The organism is Enterobacter sp. 04-C-12-SI-ECC, assembly GCF_047530715.1.
Lineage (GTDB): Bacteria > Pseudomonadota > Gammaproteobacteria > Enterobacterales > Enterobacteriaceae > Enterobacter > Enterobacter bugandensis.
Genome location: NZ_JBLKDI010000006.1, coordinates 135,021 through 151,619, shown reverse-complemented (window position 1 = coordinate 151,619; position 16,599 = coordinate 135,021). Strand labels below are relative to the sequence as shown.

Genomic DNA, 16,599 nt, shown 5'->3' with positions numbered 1-16,599 from the left:
ACGATTATCCCGCCCCGGACAAAATGCATACGATCGAATGGCCCTTTGTACTACAAAAGGCCATTTTTCGTTTGTAAAACAATAGTAAGGAATTTCTATGTTGAAGATCACATCTGTACTTCTTTTCGGTGCAACATTGTTTAGCTGTGTTGTGCACGCCATGGGCCAGGAGCAGCAATGGGGCAACTGGTTTGGCACTGTCAATGCGATGGAGTTTGAACTTAACGCCGACAATAGCGCCGGAGAACGTATGACGATCACCTGCCGGGACAGCAATTTGATAGTGAGCTACAGCGGGTCTGATAAGGAGCCAATGGATATACCAGATAATGGACAAGAATCCATGGGAATCAATATCAACGCTGTTCATTACCCGCTAGATGAGGCGGCTTTTATAGCGCTCAAAAACACAGGCAACCATGGGCAAATTGAAATCACCCGGATGAATAAACCCGTATCTCACCCGTTCAAAACCGCAGGGCTCAGGGACGCTCTGTCGGACCTCAACTGGGAAGACTGCATCAGCCATTAATCACCCCTTCCAGTAACTCATGCTCCCACATTGTTAATCATCAGTAAGGATATCTTTTATGGCGACATTCATTTCACGCCTGGTTTTAGTCTGCACCCTTTCGCTCCCGGCATTCAGCTCTGCTATCACTATTCAGGGGAACATTCATCCTGAGCGCTATACCTTCTTTCTGACAGAAAAAGGCGGCGAAATGCTGCGGGACATGAACAACGAGGCCGTGAACGTAAAACATAGCGGAAAGGCCAGTGCTTCGGTTGATGCGCAAAATAAGGCTGCGGCTGCAAACATATCGCCCCTGCTGTACCCGGGTGCACCGCTGGAGCAAAACTTTATCCGCTACGACGGTAAGCCAGTGAAAGCTCTGACCTGCCTTATTACCACCCGCACCATGCCGGGCCAAAATAAAGACTATGCATGGGAGGAAACTTACTGCCTGGATGAAACTGGTGCAGCCTACATTGGCACTAAAGGCTGGCCGTCTCGTACTATTTTCAGTAAGAGCTGTGCAGTGGGCGCTGCTGACTGCCCTGTTTACCTGAGCATGAACAACGACCCGCCAACCATGCGTAACGACGCTGTTCAATATGTTCCTTACAGCCGCGAGCGCGTAAGTGGGCAGACAGGACGTAGCCCTGAGCCAAAACTAACGACGACTGAAACCGTCGCTGAGCAGGACGGTTATGTAGTGAGTTTTGTTAAAGCCAGCAACTGTGCAGACAATAAACTGATTGTGAAAAATAAAAACTCAGGGAAAACTGCTGCAATTGCAGGATTAAATGGTTGCACTTTTGATCCGAAGAATAATGCAGTAATTATCTTCCCTCTAAATGAATACGTCGGCGTTTACAGTGGTCCCACAAACGCTTCTGAGGAAATAGCTTCCGTCGATCTCCCCTAATTATTTACCCGGTCCGGTATACGCTACCCGCGATACCGGACGTATTATGGACAGTCCTATGAAATACCCGAAATTCCCTGACGATATAGATACACAATCACTGGATCTGACCTGGCCCGTTGTTTTTAGCGTTGCAGGACTCACTCTGCTAAGGAGTAAGTCGGTCGTATGCCAAACATTGGGAGCCAGCCTGATGACCCTTAGCCTGATAAGGCTCATAAAAAAACTCGCCACTCTTGCCTGAAAAAGCCCCTATCTGGCAACACGGTTTGTGTGCAAGCTCCTGGATCACACGTACTATCGCCTTCCGACGTTCACCTGAAAGCTAATTCTCGACAAAAGCTGAAGCGCTCCTTTATCAAAGGGCTGGCTGCAATAGCAGAGGACAGAATTAATGATGATGCCTTTGTTTTATCGGTGTGCAGCAAAGCGTATGAACGCTTGCCTCTGATCATAAGGCGAGTCGTGAAGTACGAATGGTGTCTTCGATACTTCCAGTACAGTAAACCCTTTATTCTGCAGCGATTACAACATTACCAGATCGACAAGCTAACTCCGCCGACATTACCTGACAGTGAACTGTCGCCACAGCAAGACCAGCCACCAGCTTCTCCCTGAATAATTTATCTTCCATCCGAAGCCACTCCAGTGGAGTGGCTTTTTTATGCCCATTTTTAAAGGAATTAACTATGACACGTTTAGCCAGCCGCTTTGGTGCAGTCAACCTTGTACGTCGTGACCGCCCATTAACCCGCGACGAACTGGCCCATTATGTGCCAAGCGTCTTCAGCGAAGAAAAGCATGAATCCCGGAGCGAACGCTACACCTACATTCCCACTATTACTTTGCTGAATAACCTTCAACGTGAAGGGTTTCGTCCGTTCTTTGCCTGCCAGACCCGCGTCCGGGATGAAAGTAAACGAGAGCACACGAAACACATGCTTCGTCTGCGCCGGGAAGGACAAATTACCGGCAAACAGGTGCCAGAAATTATCCTGTTGAACAGCCATGATGGTTCCAGCTCTTACCAGATGCTGCCGGGGTTATTTCGTGCCGTATGCCAGAACGGGCTGGTATGCGGGGAGAGTTTCGGTGAGGTGCGGGTGCCGCACAAAGGCAACGTAGTCGAGAAAGTCATTGAAGGAGCCTACGAAGTACTGGGGATATTTGACCGCGTAGAAGAGAAACGCGATGCCATGCAGTCGCTTTTGTTGCCGCCACCCGCACAGCAGGCAATGGCGAAAGCAGCATTAACCTATCGCTTTGGTGAAGAGCATCAACCGGTGACGGAATCGCAGATACTTTCGCCACGTCGCTGGCAGGACGAGAGCAACGACCTGTGGACCACTTACCAGCGTATTCAGGAAAACCTGATTAAAGGTGGTCTTTCGGGGCGCACGATCAGCGGTAAGCGTGCTCATACCCGTTCGGTAAACGGTATCGACGGAGATGTGAAGCTCAATCGTGCTCTGTGGGTGATGGCCGAGAATATGTTGCATCTCGCGTCATGAAACTTTTTATCATTCTTCAGGCCCCGCTAAAAAACCAGCGGGGCCTTTTGTTTTAAGGAACCATTATGTCTGTATCCAATTTATCGCCGGTGTTTCCGGTAAACGAGCAGCGCGTAATGCGAAGGGCATTACGACTGGTTGAGAAATACCTGCGTCAACCGAGTGAGTCATTTACCTCCACCAGCCTCACAAAAACCTGGCTGCAACTGCAGATGGCGCACCTGGAGAGGGAAGTCTTCATCGTGATGTATCTCGATAATCAACACTGCCTGCTGGGACGAGAAACACTGTTTACCGGCACGCTCAGCCATACCGAAGTGCATCCCCGCGAAGTGGTTAAATCAGCCCTGAGACATAACGCTGCTGCGGTCATTCTGGCTCACAACCACCCGTCTGGTACGACAGAAATCAGCCAGCAGGATAAACATATTACTCAGAGGATTATGAAAGCGCTGGCACTGGTGGAAGTGCGCGTGCTGGATCATCTTGTAATCGGAAACGAGGTGGTGTCTTTTGCTGAACTTAGTTTGCTTTAAAGGAAGGTTTTCATGTCATTAATACCAGCCCATGAATGGGGGATAAAAAGCGATATTGTTCCACGGCTTGGAGTCAGATTAGTTCAGGAAGGCAACCGGCTGCACTATCTGGCTGACCGGGCTAGTATCACCGGTAAGTTCAGTGACGCCGAATGCCTGAAGTTGGATATCGTATTTCCGCATTTTATCCGTCAGATGGAATCGATGCTGACCACTGGTGAAATGAATTCTCGCCATGCCCACTGTGTCACTCTGTACCACAACGGTTTCACCTGCGAAGCCGATACCCTTGGTAGTTGCGGCTACGTATACATCGCCATTTATCCCACTCAACGCTAACAAATTTCACGAGAGCAAACATGAAAAATCTACCTGCTACAATTTCGCGGGCGGCGAAGCCCTGCCTGTCGCCCGTTGCAGTCTGGCAAATGTTACTTACTCGTCTGCTTGAACAGCACTATGGTCTGACACTGAACGACACGCCGTTCAGTGATGAAACTGTAATTAAGGAACATATTGATGCTGGGATTATCCTGGCCGATGCAGTCAACTTCCTGGTAGATAAGTACGAACTGGTTCGCATTGATCGCAGAGGATTTAGCTCACAGGGACAAGTACCATATTTGACCGTGACAGATATCCTTCATGCCAGAAGAGCATGTGGATTAATGAAAAGTTGCTCTTATCGGGAAGTAAGTAATATTGTTCTTAGTCATTCGCGGCAGTGAGGGGGTCTTCAAGAGCCGAGAAGATTTGCACGGTTTGTGAAGAAACTGGTGAGATTGGCGACTCAATGAAAACCTCATCGAGTCGCATGAAAAACAAGGTGGGGGCACAAAAGGGGGCATTTATAAAGATGAAACAAGAAAATATGTATATTTATCAATGGTTGGATGGGTTGTGTTATGTTCCTATTATCGCACCATCAACAGAAAATCCCGTAAAAACAGCATTCTTTAGCATGTTTATCTAACGGTTTGTAACTTCTGTTCTAACGTCTGTTAGCACTGGTAAACGCCTTTGCGTTGTATCGGCTCAAGTATTGTACAACGTACTGGCGGGTAGTTACCAGGCTCAAGCCCGAACAGCATTAGAAATTATGCCATCCCTTGAAGCTAAAAGAGTTGCCGGACTCTCTAAACACATCACTTGAACCCTTAGCGATACGTTCCGCGCTTCGTGCGGCGCTCAATGATGCTACACGTCGAGATGACGTTGCAGAGAATAAACAGGCGTAATGTTGGGAAGACTAACCGGATCGGGAAAGAATCCGGCTCTGCCACGGTTTCGATCACCGGAGTATAACGATCACCTGATAAGAGAACGTGCTAAGGCTTTATCCTCCCTGCGAAGGGATTACACCCTGCGGAAGCGCTACGCGCCGCCTTTTCTTATGTGCCCAACACGGCACGTAATGGTCATCCATTATCTGCACCATTGTAACTTTCGTTGTACTGTCTCTCTGCTGTACGTTGAGCGCTGGCAGATTCAGCGGAGGTGATATCATGTCAAAAGCCACGAATAAGGCAGCCACTAAGCGCAACAACCGTAAGATTCACGCTCGTAAATTCCTTGCTACGCCAGAAGGTAAAGCTTGGCTTGCTAAGAAGCAGGAAGAGCGAGAGGAAATCAAGCTGGCGCGAACGGCTAACAACATGTTTTAAGCTACCCATCACGGTGCTAAATGGCTTATATCGTCTAAAATCTATTAGTTGCACAATTTAGTGGGCTCTTTCTTTGGAGACACTCACCTTGACTGGAGAGCAACGAGATTTTGTTGAGTCAATGTATCAGGATAATACTAACAGTAGGGGGATGGTAATGACCAATAAGCAGTTACGTATCCACTATGGGTTTCATGGAAAACATAAAGAGAAAATTATTGAATGGGACGGATGTGATCAAATCAATACCGTGTTGTCAGCGCTTGTTGAAGATTTGAATATACCGACAGCTACTCAGACAGTTAACCTCCTTGAGCATGGCATTGATGATGTGTTCTTCTTTGATGAAGTAAGCAAAAAGTGGGAAGAGATCCCTACAAAATGGTTGGCAAGGGCATAAGGGGGCGATGTCCCCTTTATTTTATTTTTTAATATCGCCAGTACATTGATACTCCATTGAGACCAGTGTTTCCATACATCCGCTTGAGGATGGTTGAGAACAAACTGAAGTATAACCGCCGAAAGGCTAAGCACCAGAATAGCCACATGCAGCGCAACGCTCTGCTGCTGCTTGAGCGCCTTGCTGGACGTTCACTTTAGGGGGGCGAACATCCCGAAAGAATAACTCGTTTTTACAGTCCCATCAGACTTGCTACCACCAGTTAGAACCTGTTGTTTCTATACAGCACACCCAGACAGAAGCAGAGAAGAAGCTAACAACATCAATAAACTTTTACGCATCAAGGATCATCCCTACCAAGAGTTTTTGTGTTAAGTTGTTGCGGTAAGATTGCTAACTTAAAATATAGCCTCAAAAACTGTAAGAGTTTTCTTAATGATTTCTGTCTGATTCTTGAAAGAAGGAATAATAGTTGCTGCGCGTGATAATGTTAATTGTTTCTATCTTGGCATTACCTGAAACATTAGGTTGCTCTTTTATTGTGTTCTTGTTTGTGAATAACTGGTTAAGTAAACAGGAGGCGATTGCCATCGCGCGTATTATTGCCGTCGAGATGCGTTCATCTGGTTATATAGATAGTTTCGAACTTCGTGTGAGCAGATTTGGGGCGAAGAAGTTTTTTAGTATGTTTGGGGAGTTTTACCTCAACCAATTTGATCCCGACACACGAGAGAGAAAGTATCAGGGGGATGTATCTCTGCAAGGTGTGGGTAATGTGTACTGTGAGTTCACTTATGATCACTACAAGTTTACCAAGTGCACCCTCACTGCTGGTGTGTTCTGATTGCTTTCCAAATGCTCTGGTGCGCCTTGCGTTAACCTTTCAGTCTCATGAGCGCCAGCGGCAGTACAATCACATGTTTCATACGTGCGTCCCTCTCTTAATGCCTGTTGAATACTTCGTTCGTAGTGCGTCCACTTTGGCCTGAGTGATCCCCAGGTAGGCGCGTGTGTGTTCGGTGGAGCGATGCCCTAACATTTTACTAATCACCTCTAAATCCTCATTGTTATTATGGGCAATCGTTGCCACGGTCTTACGTGCGCTGTGCATTGCGATCACTGCGTCCGGTGGAAGGAGGCCGCGCATCTTGAGCTTATCTACTGCATACTGAATCTCTGCATGGATTTTAGAACGGCTGATCGGCTTACCCTTGCTCCGGTTACTGTCATTCTGGAACACATATACATTATTCCCGCGCTCGTTATAACGAGCTTTCAACACCTCCCTTGCTGTCTCCGTGAGTTCCACTTCTACCGCTTCCTTTGTCTTGTCCTGTGTTATACGCAATACCTTGCTACCAATATTCAGTTCGTCCCAGCGCCAGGAACGCATATCCACGCCGCGAAGCTGTGTCTCTACTCCTATAAGGAAGAGATCCGCCACTGTCTGGCTCTTCTTCGCGATTTCCTCCACTACAATCTTCACCTGTTCGGCGCTCTCAAGTCCGTCTGTACGCTTTGCACCCTTACTGATTGCCATTCTCTACCTCCACAATCTGTCTTTATGGTGTAAATATTGATCAAAAACAGAAGGATAGCAAGATCATTTTGTTCGCATTTGCATAAATGTCTTATTGGTGGGGTTTAGGAAGTATTAAGTGGCATTAAACGCGATTAAAGCCGATTTAGGGGAGCGCGGTTGCGAGAAGTGCTTAACGGACTAAAACCAGGCCTCCCGATCTGGTGATTTCGTGAGTTTAAAATATCTTATTGATTTATAATGGTTTTATTTTTAACAATGATGTTTCATGGAAACTTTATTTTGTCAATATATTTATTTTTACACCCTGATTTTGCCCCAGGAATAGCCGAAAAAAGGCCAATAAATCGAGCTAAAATATAAGTGATTGTTTCTACTAAATGATGAATAGGACAGATAACCTGAATGTCCTATCGGAGTGAGATATCGCACGACAGATGATAATAATTCTCACATGAGTTGATTGCACCAAGAAATGATTAGAATGCTAATGAATTGGTGGGATTTGACATGGAAAAAGAAGCATCGTTTCAATTTAGAAAGCTCGTTCAGCACATTGCACCTACCATGAAAGTGTACATTGTGGACAATGATCGCTGTGAGCCTCACGGCGCAAGGCTTTACGCAAAGTGAGTGATAGTTTCAATTGTTACTATCTTAATTGCTATGGTAACTTTATCCCTGTAACAACGGCAATCTTTACCTGACATTTAAGATAGGTTTTGGCGTTAATATCGTATGGTTTTGATAGGTATAACCTAAGGTTTTCCTCTGGCTGTTCTTAGGATTGTTGCATGTGCGATTCGTAGTGAGCAGGGCGACGATCTACCGTTGGGTGAAGGGCTGAAAGTGACGTTTTGTTACTTTCGTAATATACGGGAAAAACCCGTATGTTTAGATGTTGGTTAACTGGATATACAGGAAAAACCCGTATGTCTGCATGATGATATACAGGAAAAACCCGTATGTTTCGGCATGATATACGGGAAAAACCTGTACTATATAAAGAGATTCTAAAAGCGATCTCTAAAAGAGAGCTTTTAGAAGATCTATGTTTTTGCGCTTGTCGCAAAGATCATTTTGCTGGCGGCTCTTCGCCGTCACTCAAGGGGAAATGTCCTGGTACGCCGTTTGGTGGCTTCCCGGACACCCCCGTTCCTGCTCACGACGCAGCAAAGCGTTACTCTTTACCTTCTGGACTCGTGCAAACTTCGTTTCTGACGAGAGTCAGGCACGAACGATTATTTGCCATCGGCAAGAGATCGCTTTCGCCGTGGGCGAATACCATTGCGCTGTGCGCTTTGTTACCATCTGACCAACCAACTACCGTTGATTGTCCATCTGATAAGCTGACTAACTTCAACCATCCATTCATGAACTAACGTTCACCCATGCAAGGTTTCAGTAAGTCAGTGGCTAAGGCTTCACTGGTCGCTGATAGCTCCAGTTCATCCAGCCTCAATCCAATACCAACACCTACTATCCTGATAACTACCGTTATCCCTCTGTAGTTGTGCTATTGGTTTCGGTAAGTGCCAGAGGGCGCACAGGAAGCCCGTAGAGCGATTTAAACAGGGTAGGGAATGCAATGGTAGCCTGAAAGCGTCAGAACGCCGCAGAGAGCGTTACAGGCTGTTTTTCGTTGTTCTTGTGGCTGTCTTCTCTGGTGGCAAGTTCTACCACAAAAACAGATTGACATCCACTGTTTATTTTGTGTATAAAGAGCACAAATCGCAAAGCAGAAATACAACGCATTGAAAATGATCAAAAAAATTTCGAATAATCACCGTTAAGGGGTTGACAAAAGTTTAGAAATAGGTTAGAATACCCATATAGCATAAAACTTTATCCACATAATCTCTTAATGCACTTTGAGCCGTCAGGCTGCAAGGTGTCTTTTTATTTACGCCAACCATAGGAGGCCACACTGAGATACTTTGACGTTGAAGACACACTTCAACAATTGAAAGACGGAACCACCAACCGTTACCGCATCCGAGCACTACGCAACGCTTGCCGCGCTCGTGGATACCACGAGAGGGAAGCCTTTCTCACAGAAGTATTGAAGCGCTGGGATGAAATCCGCACTTCGACCACCAACGAATAAACCAGAAGGAGGAAACCATATGAGCGAAACCCAAAAGAAGAAACCAGCCGGAACATTCGTAAAACTGCCGGATGAAGTGTTTACCACTTTGTTCAAAGAAGCACGAGCGCGAGGCTTAACAGTGCAGGAGATGTTAATTGACGCTGCAACCAAACTTTCCACATCAATTCAGAGCGGAGAACGTTCTATCAAATAAGGATACACCCTAACATGACTGACATTATAAACAGTAAGGTTTTTAGTTTTACCAATACAGAAGACGCTTTCAACGAATGCACCCGGATCACCAATCTGAAAACGGGCGTTACAGTTTCATTATCACCAACAAACAAACAGCTATTTGTAAGAATACGCCATCGTTTTCACAATTTTGTGAAAAAGAGAGGTGGGAAGTATTACGACAACATTGATCAGCTTGGTGAGAGTGTCGGGGTAAAATACGATGCAGCAAGCGACGGAATAAAGAAACTTAAAGCTGTGGGGCTAATTTCGGGAACTATTAAAGGCAGATCCTACCAGTGGGAAAGCGTTGCAGATCTAACGCCAGAAGATTTCCTCTTCGAGCGTGATATTAACGCGATGAAACGCAAAACCGCGCCTGAATGGGTGGATTGTCTAAAACATCCAGTGTTTGGCAACGCTAAAGAAGACGTAGCGCCAGAGGTGCAGGAAGAAAAGCAACAGTCTGTTCCAGAAGCCGATCCGATGTGCGAGTTTGACGATACGCCGGAAGAGGAAGCGCCAGCGCCGGAAAAAGTGGAGCCAGCACCGAAGCCAAAGCCCACGAAGAAACCAGCGGCAAGGAAAACACCAGACAAACAGCAAACCCTTTCCCCATTCGAGTTTAAAACGCCACGGGATGAACGTTTTGACGGGATAACTTTTAATAGGTTAAACGACGCATCTGATCGCTTCTTGGTATTCCAGGATTACGATCTGCCATACCTCGTGTTATTCGAGAGTCAGGGGAAGCTAACCAACCCGAAAGCCATAGAACATCTGAAAATGAAGAGAAATCTCTTCGAAAGAACAGGGCGCTTGTAGCCATTAATAACCAGGAGGATTATGATTCAATACTTAGTAAAATACGGCGTTGACCGTATTCAGATTAACGACGCTGGAAAGCGCGTATTAGAAACCCTGCAATACTTTTACAGATCCAAACCAACCAAGATCCGACTTGGTGACATTATCGAACGTTCTGGATGTTCGCAGAGCGGTGTGATGTTCTGGCTTCACACGTTAAAATCATTCGGTGTGATCGACTTTAAAGAAACTGGCTATTTTGACGTAACAGTAAAATCAATGATCTCGGATTATGAGATCATCTACTCAAACAACTAATAAAATCTACGGGAAACTTTTATGATCATCGCTATGTATTGGTTATTTGCATTTTACGCAGTATGGACATTAACGAGAAAACACGGAAGTTTCCCTCTACGAGGAATGAATGGGAAAAAGAAAACGTAACGTAGTTACAAAATTTGAACGAAACGCACAATCATTATTACGAACATCTGATTTTCAAAATCTATCTCGCCTTTCGAAGGAATACAATTCTGTTCCTGGTGAATGGCAAACTACAATTATTGAAGAGAATAGCCCTGCAATGTCTCCTGACGAGATGGGCGCATTACAGGATATTCTCAATAGCTGCCCTGGTGCATTCTGGAAACCCAGGAAGATTAAAATATTCAATGTGGATTCTTCAAACCTCCACAAATGGCAAATTCTTAATTTCTCCTCATACGAACATTATTGCGGATGGCTTTCGGTTAATCACCTTAACAATTTAACCCGCGACTTTGACACCCTATTTGATACCAAGGAACATTATGACTCTTAACACTATGGACACCGTGAACATCGTGAACATCGTGAACACCCTAATTAACTCTTTCCACGACATTTGGCATTTACCAGCCCTGCGGCTTGTTAATAAGGCGTGGTGTGAGAGAACGCCCTCCGCGCTCCTGGAAGCGATACAATACACTGAAGAGGCAATTACCGCCCTTGAGCACTGGAACGCTGCTGTAGAGCACCTGGTGCAGATGAACGGGGATACCGTCACCGTGGATCAGGCGTGGCGCATTGCCAATGATATGGAGGAGCTTGCCCTCGCTATGGAACACATCACCGTTGAACTCGGAGAGCTTGCCATCCAGATCGCGGAAGAATGCGCATAACATAAAAGTTACGAAAGGTCTTGACTTATTGTGCTATTTGTGTCATAATAGAGGTATAGGGTAAGTATTCGAATCACTCACCCTCGTATGACAATACGCACTCCCTGAGAATGCCGTTTCCCATAGCGGCACTCTCTCCCTCTGAGTGCTATTTCTGAAAGTGTTGGTTCTTTCTTCTTTGTCTTGTTTGTTCCGAAGGAATGCGCGGGATGTAATGTCTCGTTGTGTTGGTATTGCATCGCAATCACCGCGCATCTCCGACTTTTTCAGAAAGGGCATTCGCTCTTTACTCATTCATTCCGTTAGGGTGAATGTAGTCAGACTGAATAAACGCCGTCAGCGGTAGTTACGTTCAGGCTGGCAAATTCTTATTACTATTCCAGGGTGATAAGAAATTCCATTCCCACTTCTCGCCATGACAGAAGGGCTTCTGTTCTGAAGTGGGAGCAAAGCACCCCCGATCTTTTTTTAATCTCCTAAGATATAAAACGGGGGTTCTTTTTTAGAAGTCACTCTTAACCTCATTCCTCCTGAAAATGATGTTAACAATGCCTCTCTAACAAGGTATTCCTCCAGGGGCTTAACCGCCCCTTTTTAATCGTCTGTGTGTAACATTTTCGTTATTAACGGCAGACACAACGCGAAGGAAACGAAGAATGTTTCTCTTAAACAATCGCGACCGAATCCTAAAATACAAATCCGAAGTGATTCAAGTTAATCCTGAGTTAATAGCTAAAGTGGCTGAAATGGCAGGATGTACCGTTGAGGAAATAGAAAAAGCTGTAGAACAGTATTTCCCTTCTGAGGACACACCTCAGCTTAGTATGCAGGAACGGATCGCAATCAAATCCAAGGAAATCAAACAACAATGATTGTAGACCTAACCGAACTTTTCCCAATTCGTAAGAGTTTCACGGACGTAGTGAGCTACGCCACTGATTCTTTTGCAGTCGTAGAAGGTCGTGTTTTCGACCTGCCAGCGGATATTCAATGCGCCGATGTCATCGGGGCTGATGGCGCTTTATACACCTCCGGCGATAATGCCTTTGTGGTGGTAAGTGATTTCGTGAGTGCTGGCGACGGTAAAACCGTGAATGTCCTACGTGCGCCTAATGTTGGCAGCTTCGTAGCGCTCAAAGCCGACAACCTGAATGCAGCTAACCACGCCGCAGCTATTACCACGCTCGAATCCAAAGGATTCGTATGCCGTCCATTCTTCACCTCTTAATCAAGGATGATCATTAATGACTAAAATCGTAATTGGGCGTGAGATGGTCGATTTAGCGCCAATCTTCCAGGCCCTGCCGGAACGTAACTACCTTATGAATGCCCTCGACCTCTTCGACGGAGTAGGTGTTCAGAATCCGAAAGTGGTGGTGACACAGCTTCTGGATGATAACTACAGCCTGTTTAACACCCCGCAGAGCCGTTATTCATCAAACCACGACACTACCGCGCGTCAGAATGGTAAAGAATATTTGGTGGAGATTCCTTGGTTTGCAAGGGAAGACACCTTCAAACCAGTAGACGTACAAGGGAAAAGGGTACAAGGCACTGATTACGAACAAACCGTTACAGACTTGTACACCGAATACACTGGGAAACATAAAATTGCTTACCTTCGTACCCGAGAATCGTACCTGGCCCGCTGCCTCTTCAAAGGTGAAGTGTACACCCCTGCAACTGATGACCTGCTGATCTCTTATGCTGAATTGTTTGGCGTTGTGCCAATGACAGCCAGCGTGAGTGCAGCGACAGCGGCACAGGATTTTGATGCCATCTTAGACAAAGTTCAGGCTGCCGCAGGTGGATTGGCTGGTCAGATTGAACGAGTGATCGTATTCGCTAAACCTGCTGCATTCAGCCAGATTCGCTTCTCTGACAGTATGTCTAAAGCGTTCCAGTATGTAGCGCCATATGACGACCGTAACCTGTTCTACCAGCGTCACGAGCTTCTCCCTGGTGTTTCAACCTTTAGCCTACCTGGTAGCCCAGTAGATTTTGTGAAGGTCACAGACACGCTGATCCTTGCACAGATGCCAGATGATGCTGACATGGTGGCGGTTCCGGTGTTCAGCAAGGGCAGTGGCAGTACAAACCCTTATCAGAACATCTACGGCGCTGCCTCTGGCAACTTTGCGCTGATTGATGCTGCACCTGCTGAATACTACTCCTGGGGCTACCTGAGCGAGCGCGGCGATGCTTACCACGTTATGCACGAAAACAGCGCACTGCCTGTAAACCATGCGTTAGGTATGCAGGTGAAAATCACCATCACTGCTTAATGAGCAAGCGGCAGCCTGCCGCTGGAAATAATCAGGCGTTTTAATGAGGGATGCTCACTAATCCACAGCGCAATTGTGGCTCTGGTTGCATCCCTTTTTTTATTTCCCCCATAACAAGAGGAAAAATAGAGGTGGAACTCATACTCAAATCCAATCGTGGCCTACACGTCCGACTGAGTGCAGACGATGCAGAAGGGCTGCTCAAGGTGAGCCAGCTTTGCGAGCTATTAGAGATATCGTATACGGGCGTTAGAGCGCGTATTTTCCGTGTTGAAACCGTCGAAGCGGCAATTCATCACTTCTTGGATCAGAAAGGCGGTGGTGATGCTTGATATCAACGTAGCTTCCATCAAGACGACCGTTTCCTTTGTGGTCGATAAACAAAGTCTGGCGGAAGCCCGTAAAGCTGGCGATGACCTGAAAAAATACTTTGAGAAAATAGCCGATCCGAAGATTCGCTTCCAGGCTCAAAAGCAGCGCAGACAGAAAGCCCGTCAACAAGCTGACGATGCACGTTTTAATGATAAACCTCGTGATACGAAGGAAATGAAAGCCCAACGTGCGGCGGAGAAGCAGAAAGTCAGGGATGAAAAGGCTAATCTGAAAGCGAAGCAGCAGCTACAGAAGCGCCAGGAAGTAGCCGAACTTAGACTTCGCCATGCAGGGCTGCAAATCTCTGGGATTAAAGGTAAATACGAGCTTGATCCTAAGTCTCAATATGAAGCGTTACGTTTCATACGTCAGCAAACAGAGGAATTTGCCAAAGGCAATCTGACCAGTGCCCGTATGAACGCATCTATTCGTGAGCGTGTAACTCTGTTACGCAGAGAAGCCGCACAACAAGCGAAAGTGACACAGGCACAGCGTACCCAGTATGCCGCAGCAGCCACTAAGCTAAAGGCTCAGAAGGGCGGGAATGCTCCTATCGTCGGTGGTGGGGTATTAGGAAGCCTTGCGTTAACGGCTGGCTCCCTCGGAGTGGGGCAGCGAATTGTTGACAAAGGGAATGATAACCTCGAACTGGTGAGAATGAGTGAACGTGTGAAAACCAACCCAAACGCCATAAAAACGATGGTAGCCTGGGGACAGCAACACGGTGTTGATTCAGCTAATACCTCAAAAGCCGTCGATAACATGAAAGATGTGCGTGAACGCCTCGCCATGACTGTTAACGATGCTCAAATGAAGAAAGGCGAATGGAAGGGTGGGGATGGTGGCATTACGTCGATAATGAACAAATTTGGATGGAGTAAGGATCAGATTTCCAAGTTCCAAGATTCACCACTCGATTTTGTTCAAGCTACGGTGAATGAAGGGCAACGCCGTGGTATGTCACAGGCTCAGATTGGTACGTTGATCGAGAGTTTAGGTGATGACCTGATGCACTACACCGATATGTTCATGAATAACGGTGCAGAGTATAACAAGACGCTGAAAACTCTCGTTGAATCGGGGCAGACGCTGAACGACGAGCAAATCCGCCAGGTATCCGCTTACGGCGATCTGTCCGTGGCAATGGGTAATCTGATGAATGGAGTAGACAATCAGTTGTTTACAGGCTGGATGAAAGGCTTTGCCGATGGGGGCGACGATCTGGTAAGGAAAACCAAAATTATCACCGAAGCGGCGGGAATGCTTGGAGAGGGCTTAGGCAATCTCTCGAAAGAAATCACTGGGTTTGTGGGTGAGATTTCCAGTGTTGTGAGTGATATCAATAAAGGGCTGAAAGAACGTTTCCCTGTATGGTTTGCTGAAAAAGATAAACCAGCGGCCCAGGCTCTCTATGATGGTGCTGTTACAGGCTCTGCCAACAGTGCTGCCGATTGGGTGCAGGACAAGACAGGGTTTGATACCCGTAGTGTAGGTCATGCTGTTAAAGATTGGTTAGGAATAGATGATCAGCCTACAGGGACAGCGGTAGAACAATACAGTCTGAATGGTGATTCTCTGCCAGGGGGATCGCTTCGTGATTCTGCTATATCATCCCTAACCAGCACCAATAGTGCGCCATCGTACAATCTTGCACCTGTATTCAATCTCAATCTTGAGGCGTCTGTTCCGCTCACAATTGCGAGTGATTCAAGTAGGCTTGCGGATTATGTGGATTTTACGGCGAAAGCTTCACAAGCGGCGTTTACTCAGTCACTAACCTTGTCAGCCTTGAGCGGTCAAAGCAGTACAGGCGGGTGATACATCAAAGGGGCGTAAGCCCCTTTTTTGATGGTTTCAACACTACAGCAATAAATCCACGTTTTTAAAAGGGACAGATTTAAAAAGATACCCCTGTAATCCCCAAACCCCCACCTCACGCAGTATTCCCAAATGTTCTCGATTCTCAATCCCTTCGATAATAACTTTGCCGCAGTGTTTTTTAATTGATGCAATTAACTGGTTGAAGGTTGGTTTTTTCACCTGCTCATTGAAGAAAATACGATCTATTTTTACCACTTCAAAGTAACCTTCTATCAAACTAACTACATTTGCATTACCTGCCCCAAGGTCATCGAGCCATAGCCCATTTACACCCTGGCTCAGCGATTTTAATAAGGGACTTTTCAATCCCTTATCCAAACCAGGGAAATGCTCAGAAAGTTCAAGTTTGATGAATGGCATCGATTCGAAAGTTTGTCTAAGTATGTAGTCATGACGTATTAAAAAAGCCATTTTCTGATCAATGTTCAGTGTACAAAATAGATTCTTTCGTTCGAACCACGTTTGCATAGTGGCAATGTTTCCACATTGTTCGTATAGGAAAAGCCGCTTCCTATCTAAATCCCAAGATGAAATTACGAATTCAGGGTGAAGGGGGCGTCCATCTGAGGCAATGAAGCGAGTGAGAAGCTCAACGCCTAACAACCTCTCGTCAATGCTCACTATAGGATCAGCAATGAATGTAGTATCCATAACAAATACCTTAAATTTTAATTAAAATTATAT

23 protein-coding genes are annotated in these 16,599 nt (G+C 46.1%); 21 read left to right on the top strand and 2 right to left on the bottom strand.

The window, feature by feature from the left end; translation table 11 throughout:
- Positions 1 to 97: 97 nt before the first annotated feature.
- The 10 genes from ACMWL8_RS11415 to ACMWL8_RS11370 all read left to right on the top strand — a co-directional run bounded on the left by ACMWL8_RS11415 (position 98) and on the right by ACMWL8_RS11370 (position 6,385).
- Positions 98 to 532, top strand: a complete 435-nt coding sequence (locus ACMWL8_RS11415) for a hypothetical protein (RefSeq protein ID WP_023303144.1) — start codon at positions 98 to 100, stop codon at positions 530 to 532.
- Positions 533 to 590: 58 nt separating this feature from the next.
- Entirely contained in the window at positions 591 to 1,430 is an 840-nt protein-coding gene (locus tag ACMWL8_RS11410; RefSeq protein ID WP_023303145.1) for a hypothetical protein, read from the top strand.
- Between the two features lie 689 nt (positions 1,431 to 2,119).
- Positions 2,120 to 2,941, top strand: a complete 822-nt coding sequence (locus ACMWL8_RS11405) for a DUF932 domain-containing protein (protein WP_023303146.1) — start codon at positions 2,120 to 2,122, stop codon at positions 2,939 to 2,941.
- A gap of 65 nt (positions 2,942 to 3,006) precedes the next feature.
- The gene (radC, locus tag ACMWL8_RS11400) at positions 3,007 to 3,477 is read left to right on the top strand and encodes a RadC family protein (RefSeq protein ID WP_023303147.1); all 471 of its coding nucleotides are present in this window, start codon (positions 3,007 to 3,009) and stop codon (positions 3,475 to 3,477) included.
- 12 nt (positions 3,478 to 3,489) lie between these two features.
- Positions 3,490 to 3,816, top strand: a complete 327-nt coding sequence (locus ACMWL8_RS11395) for a type IV toxin-antitoxin system YeeU family antitoxin (RefSeq protein WP_023303148.1) — start codon at positions 3,490 to 3,492, stop codon at positions 3,814 to 3,816.
- Between the two features lie 20 nt (positions 3,817 to 3,836).
- Positions 3,837 to 4,205, top strand: a complete 369-nt coding sequence (locus ACMWL8_RS11390; protein ID WP_023303149.1) for a TA system toxin CbtA family protein — start codon at positions 3,837 to 3,839, stop codon at positions 4,203 to 4,205.
- Positions 4,206 to 4,270: 65 nt separating this feature from the next.
- A complete protein-coding gene (locus tag ACMWL8_RS11385) occupies positions 4,271 to 4,450 on the top strand; it encodes a hypothetical protein (RefSeq protein WP_050582484.1) in 180 nt (59 codons plus the stop codon).
- Between the two features lie 532 nt (positions 4,451 to 4,982).
- Positions 4,983 to 5,141, top strand: a complete 159-nt coding sequence (locus ACMWL8_RS11380; RefSeq protein WP_023303150.1) for a hypothetical protein — start codon at positions 4,983 to 4,985, stop codon at positions 5,139 to 5,141.
- A 157-nt stretch (positions 5,142 to 5,298) separates the two neighbouring features.
- The gene (locus ACMWL8_RS11375) at positions 5,299 to 5,541 is read left to right on the top strand and encodes a hypothetical protein (RefSeq protein ID WP_023303151.1); all 243 of its coding nucleotides are present in this window, start codon (positions 5,299 to 5,301) and stop codon (positions 5,539 to 5,541) included.
- A gap of 472 nt (positions 5,542 to 6,013) precedes the next feature.
- Positions 6,014 to 6,385: a hypothetical protein gene (locus ACMWL8_RS11370; protein WP_023303152.1), complete on the top strand. Its 372-nt coding sequence runs from the start codon at positions 6,014 to 6,016 to the stop codon at positions 6,383 to 6,385.
- Between the two features lie 78 nt (positions 6,386 to 6,463).
- Here the strand turns inward: ACMWL8_RS11370 and ACMWL8_RS11365 are convergent, their stop codons facing one another.
- A complete protein-coding gene (locus ACMWL8_RS11365) occupies positions 6,464 to 7,081 on the bottom strand; it encodes a tyrosine-type recombinase/integrase (protein ID WP_045259856.1) in 618 nt (205 codons plus the stop codon).
- Positions 7,082 to 8,046: 965 nt separating this feature from the next.
- Between ACMWL8_RS11365 and ACMWL8_RS11360 the strand changes: the two genes are divergently transcribed.
- The 11 genes from ACMWL8_RS11360 to ACMWL8_RS11310 all read left to right on the top strand — a co-directional run bounded on the left by ACMWL8_RS11360 (position 8,047) and on the right by ACMWL8_RS11310 (position 15,852).
- A complete protein-coding gene (locus ACMWL8_RS11360) occupies positions 8,047 to 8,463 on the top strand; it encodes a hypothetical protein (protein ID WP_131678056.1) in 417 nt (138 codons plus the stop codon).
- A gap of 744 nt (positions 8,464 to 9,207) precedes the next feature.
- The gene (locus tag ACMWL8_RS11355; RefSeq protein WP_015369807.1) at positions 9,208 to 9,384 is read left to right on the top strand and encodes a hypothetical protein; all 177 of its coding nucleotides are present in this window, start codon (positions 9,208 to 9,210) and stop codon (positions 9,382 to 9,384) included.
- Positions 9,385 to 9,398: 14 nt separating this feature from the next.
- The gene (locus ACMWL8_RS11350) at positions 9,399 to 10,232 is read left to right on the top strand and encodes a DUF6945 domain-containing protein (RefSeq protein ID WP_045259857.1); all 834 of its coding nucleotides are present in this window, start codon (positions 9,399 to 9,401) and stop codon (positions 10,230 to 10,232) included.
- Positions 10,233 to 10,253: 21 nt separating this feature from the next.
- Positions 10,254 to 10,532 (top strand): hypothetical protein, encoded by a 279-nt coding sequence (locus tag ACMWL8_RS11345; protein WP_045259858.1) that lies wholly within the window; start codon positions 10,254 to 10,256, stop codon positions 10,530 to 10,532.
- Between the two features lie 109 nt (positions 10,533 to 10,641).
- Positions 10,642 to 11,037, top strand: a complete 396-nt coding sequence (locus tag ACMWL8_RS11340; RefSeq protein ID WP_058678883.1) for a hypothetical protein — start codon at positions 10,642 to 10,644, stop codon at positions 11,035 to 11,037.
- Positions 11,027 to 11,377 carry a hypothetical protein gene (locus ACMWL8_RS11335; protein ID WP_045259859.1) on the top strand — a complete coding sequence of 117 codons (351 nt, stop codon included), beginning with the start codon at positions 11,027 to 11,029 and terminating at the stop codon, positions 11,375 to 11,377. The genes ACMWL8_RS11340 and ACMWL8_RS11335 overlap by 11 nt, the downstream gene beginning before the upstream one ends.
- 656 nt (positions 11,378 to 12,033) lie before the next feature.
- Complete coding sequence (locus tag ACMWL8_RS11330; RefSeq protein WP_003862898.1) at positions 12,034 to 12,249, top strand: hypothetical protein; 216 nt, start codon at positions 12,034 to 12,036, stop codon at positions 12,247 to 12,249.
- The gene (locus ACMWL8_RS11325) at positions 12,246 to 12,605 is read left to right on the top strand and encodes a hypothetical protein (RefSeq protein WP_023303159.1); all 360 of its coding nucleotides are present in this window, start codon (positions 12,246 to 12,248) and stop codon (positions 12,603 to 12,605) included. Before ACMWL8_RS11330 ends, ACMWL8_RS11325 begins: the two co-directional genes overlap by 4 nt.
- 25 nt (positions 12,606 to 12,630) lie before the next feature.
- Positions 12,631 to 13,662 (top strand): major capsid protein, encoded by a 1,032-nt coding sequence (locus ACMWL8_RS11320; protein WP_176486866.1) that lies wholly within the window; start codon positions 12,631 to 12,633, stop codon positions 13,660 to 13,662.
- Positions 13,663 to 13,793: 131 nt separating this feature from the next.
- Entirely contained in the window at positions 13,794 to 13,994 is a 201-nt protein-coding gene (locus tag ACMWL8_RS11315; RefSeq protein ID WP_045259861.1) for a hypothetical protein, read from the top strand.
- Positions 13,987 to 15,852, top strand: a complete 1,866-nt coding sequence (locus ACMWL8_RS11310) for a cell envelope integrity protein TolA (RefSeq protein ID WP_045259862.1) — start codon at positions 13,987 to 13,989, stop codon at positions 15,850 to 15,852. Before ACMWL8_RS11315 ends, ACMWL8_RS11310 begins: the two co-directional genes overlap by 8 nt.
- 42 nt (positions 15,853 to 15,894) lie before the next feature.
- On the opposite strand, the gene ACMWL8_RS11305 is transcribed toward ACMWL8_RS11310, so the two are convergent.
- Positions 15,895 to 16,566 carry an EAL domain-containing protein gene (locus ACMWL8_RS11305; protein WP_023303163.1) on the bottom strand — a complete coding sequence of 224 codons (672 nt, stop codon included), beginning with the start codon at positions 16,564 to 16,566 and terminating at the stop codon, positions 15,895 to 15,897.
- Positions 16,567 to 16,599: the final 33 nt, after the last annotated feature.

What these genes read in the sequence shown, in the direction of transcription:
- ACMWL8_RS11395 (WP_023303148.1), top strand. Translation starts at nt 3,490, where the DNA reads ATGTCATTAATACCAGCCCATGAATGGGGGATAAAAAGCGATATTGTT.
- ACMWL8_RS11330 (WP_003862898.1), top strand. Translation starts at nt 12,034, where the DNA reads ATGTTTCTCTTAAACAATCGCGACCGAATCCTAAAATACAAATCCGAA.
- ACMWL8_RS11310 (WP_045259862.1), top strand. Translation starts at nt 13,987, where the DNA reads ATGCTTGATATCAACGTAGCTTCCATCAAGACGACCGTTTCCTTTGTG.
- ACMWL8_RS11410 (WP_023303145.1), top strand. Translation starts at nt 591, where the DNA reads ATGGCGACATTCATTTCACGCCTGGTTTTAGTCTGCACCCTTTCGCTC.
- ACMWL8_RS11345 (WP_045259858.1), top strand. Translation starts at nt 10,254, where the DNA reads ATGATTCAATACTTAGTAAAATACGGCGTTGACCGTATTCAGATTAAC.
- ACMWL8_RS11305 (WP_023303163.1), bottom strand. Translation starts at nt 16,566, where the DNA reads ATGGATACTACATTCATTGCTGATCCTATAGTGAGCATTGACGAGAGG.
- ACMWL8_RS11355 (WP_015369807.1), top strand. Translation starts at nt 9,208, where the DNA reads ATGAGCGAAACCCAAAAGAAGAAACCAGCCGGAACATTCGTAAAACTG.
- radC (WP_023303147.1), top strand. Translation starts at nt 3,007, where the DNA reads ATGTCTGTATCCAATTTATCGCCGGTGTTTCCGGTAAACGAGCAGCGC.
- ACMWL8_RS11385 (WP_050582484.1), top strand. Translation starts at nt 4,271, where the DNA reads ATGAAAACCTCATCGAGTCGCATGAAAAACAAGGTGGGGGCACAAAAG.
- ACMWL8_RS11415 (WP_023303144.1), top strand. Translation starts at nt 98, where the DNA reads ATGTTGAAGATCACATCTGTACTTCTTTTCGGTGCAACATTGTTTAGC.
- ACMWL8_RS11350 (WP_045259857.1), top strand. Translation starts at nt 9,399, where the DNA reads ATGACTGACATTATAAACAGTAAGGTTTTTAGTTTTACCAATACAGAA.
- ACMWL8_RS11380 (WP_023303150.1), top strand. Translation starts at nt 4,983, where the DNA reads ATGTCAAAAGCCACGAATAAGGCAGCCACTAAGCGCAACAACCGTAAG.
- ACMWL8_RS11375 (WP_023303151.1), top strand. Translation starts at nt 5,299, where the DNA reads ATGACCAATAAGCAGTTACGTATCCACTATGGGTTTCATGGAAAACAT.
- ACMWL8_RS11335 (WP_045259859.1), top strand. Translation starts at nt 11,027, where the DNA reads ATGACTCTTAACACTATGGACACCGTGAACATCGTGAACATCGTGAAC.
- ACMWL8_RS11390 (WP_023303149.1), top strand. Translation starts at nt 3,837, where the DNA reads ATGAAAAATCTACCTGCTACAATTTCGCGGGCGGCGAAGCCCTGCCTG.
- ACMWL8_RS11365 (WP_045259856.1), bottom strand. Translation starts at nt 7,081, where the DNA reads ATGGCAATCAGTAAGGGTGCAAAGCGTACAGACGGACTTGAGAGCGCC.
- ACMWL8_RS11340 (WP_058678883.1), top strand. Translation starts at nt 10,642, where the DNA reads ATGGGAAAAAGAAAACGTAACGTAGTTACAAAATTTGAACGAAACGCA.
- ACMWL8_RS11405 (WP_023303146.1), top strand. Translation starts at nt 2,120, where the DNA reads ATGACACGTTTAGCCAGCCGCTTTGGTGCAGTCAACCTTGTACGTCGT.
- ACMWL8_RS11325 (WP_023303159.1), top strand. Translation starts at nt 12,246, where the DNA reads ATGATTGTAGACCTAACCGAACTTTTCCCAATTCGTAAGAGTTTCACG.
- ACMWL8_RS11360 (WP_131678056.1), top strand. Translation starts at nt 8,047, where the DNA reads ATGTTTCGGCATGATATACGGGAAAAACCTGTACTATATAAAGAGATT.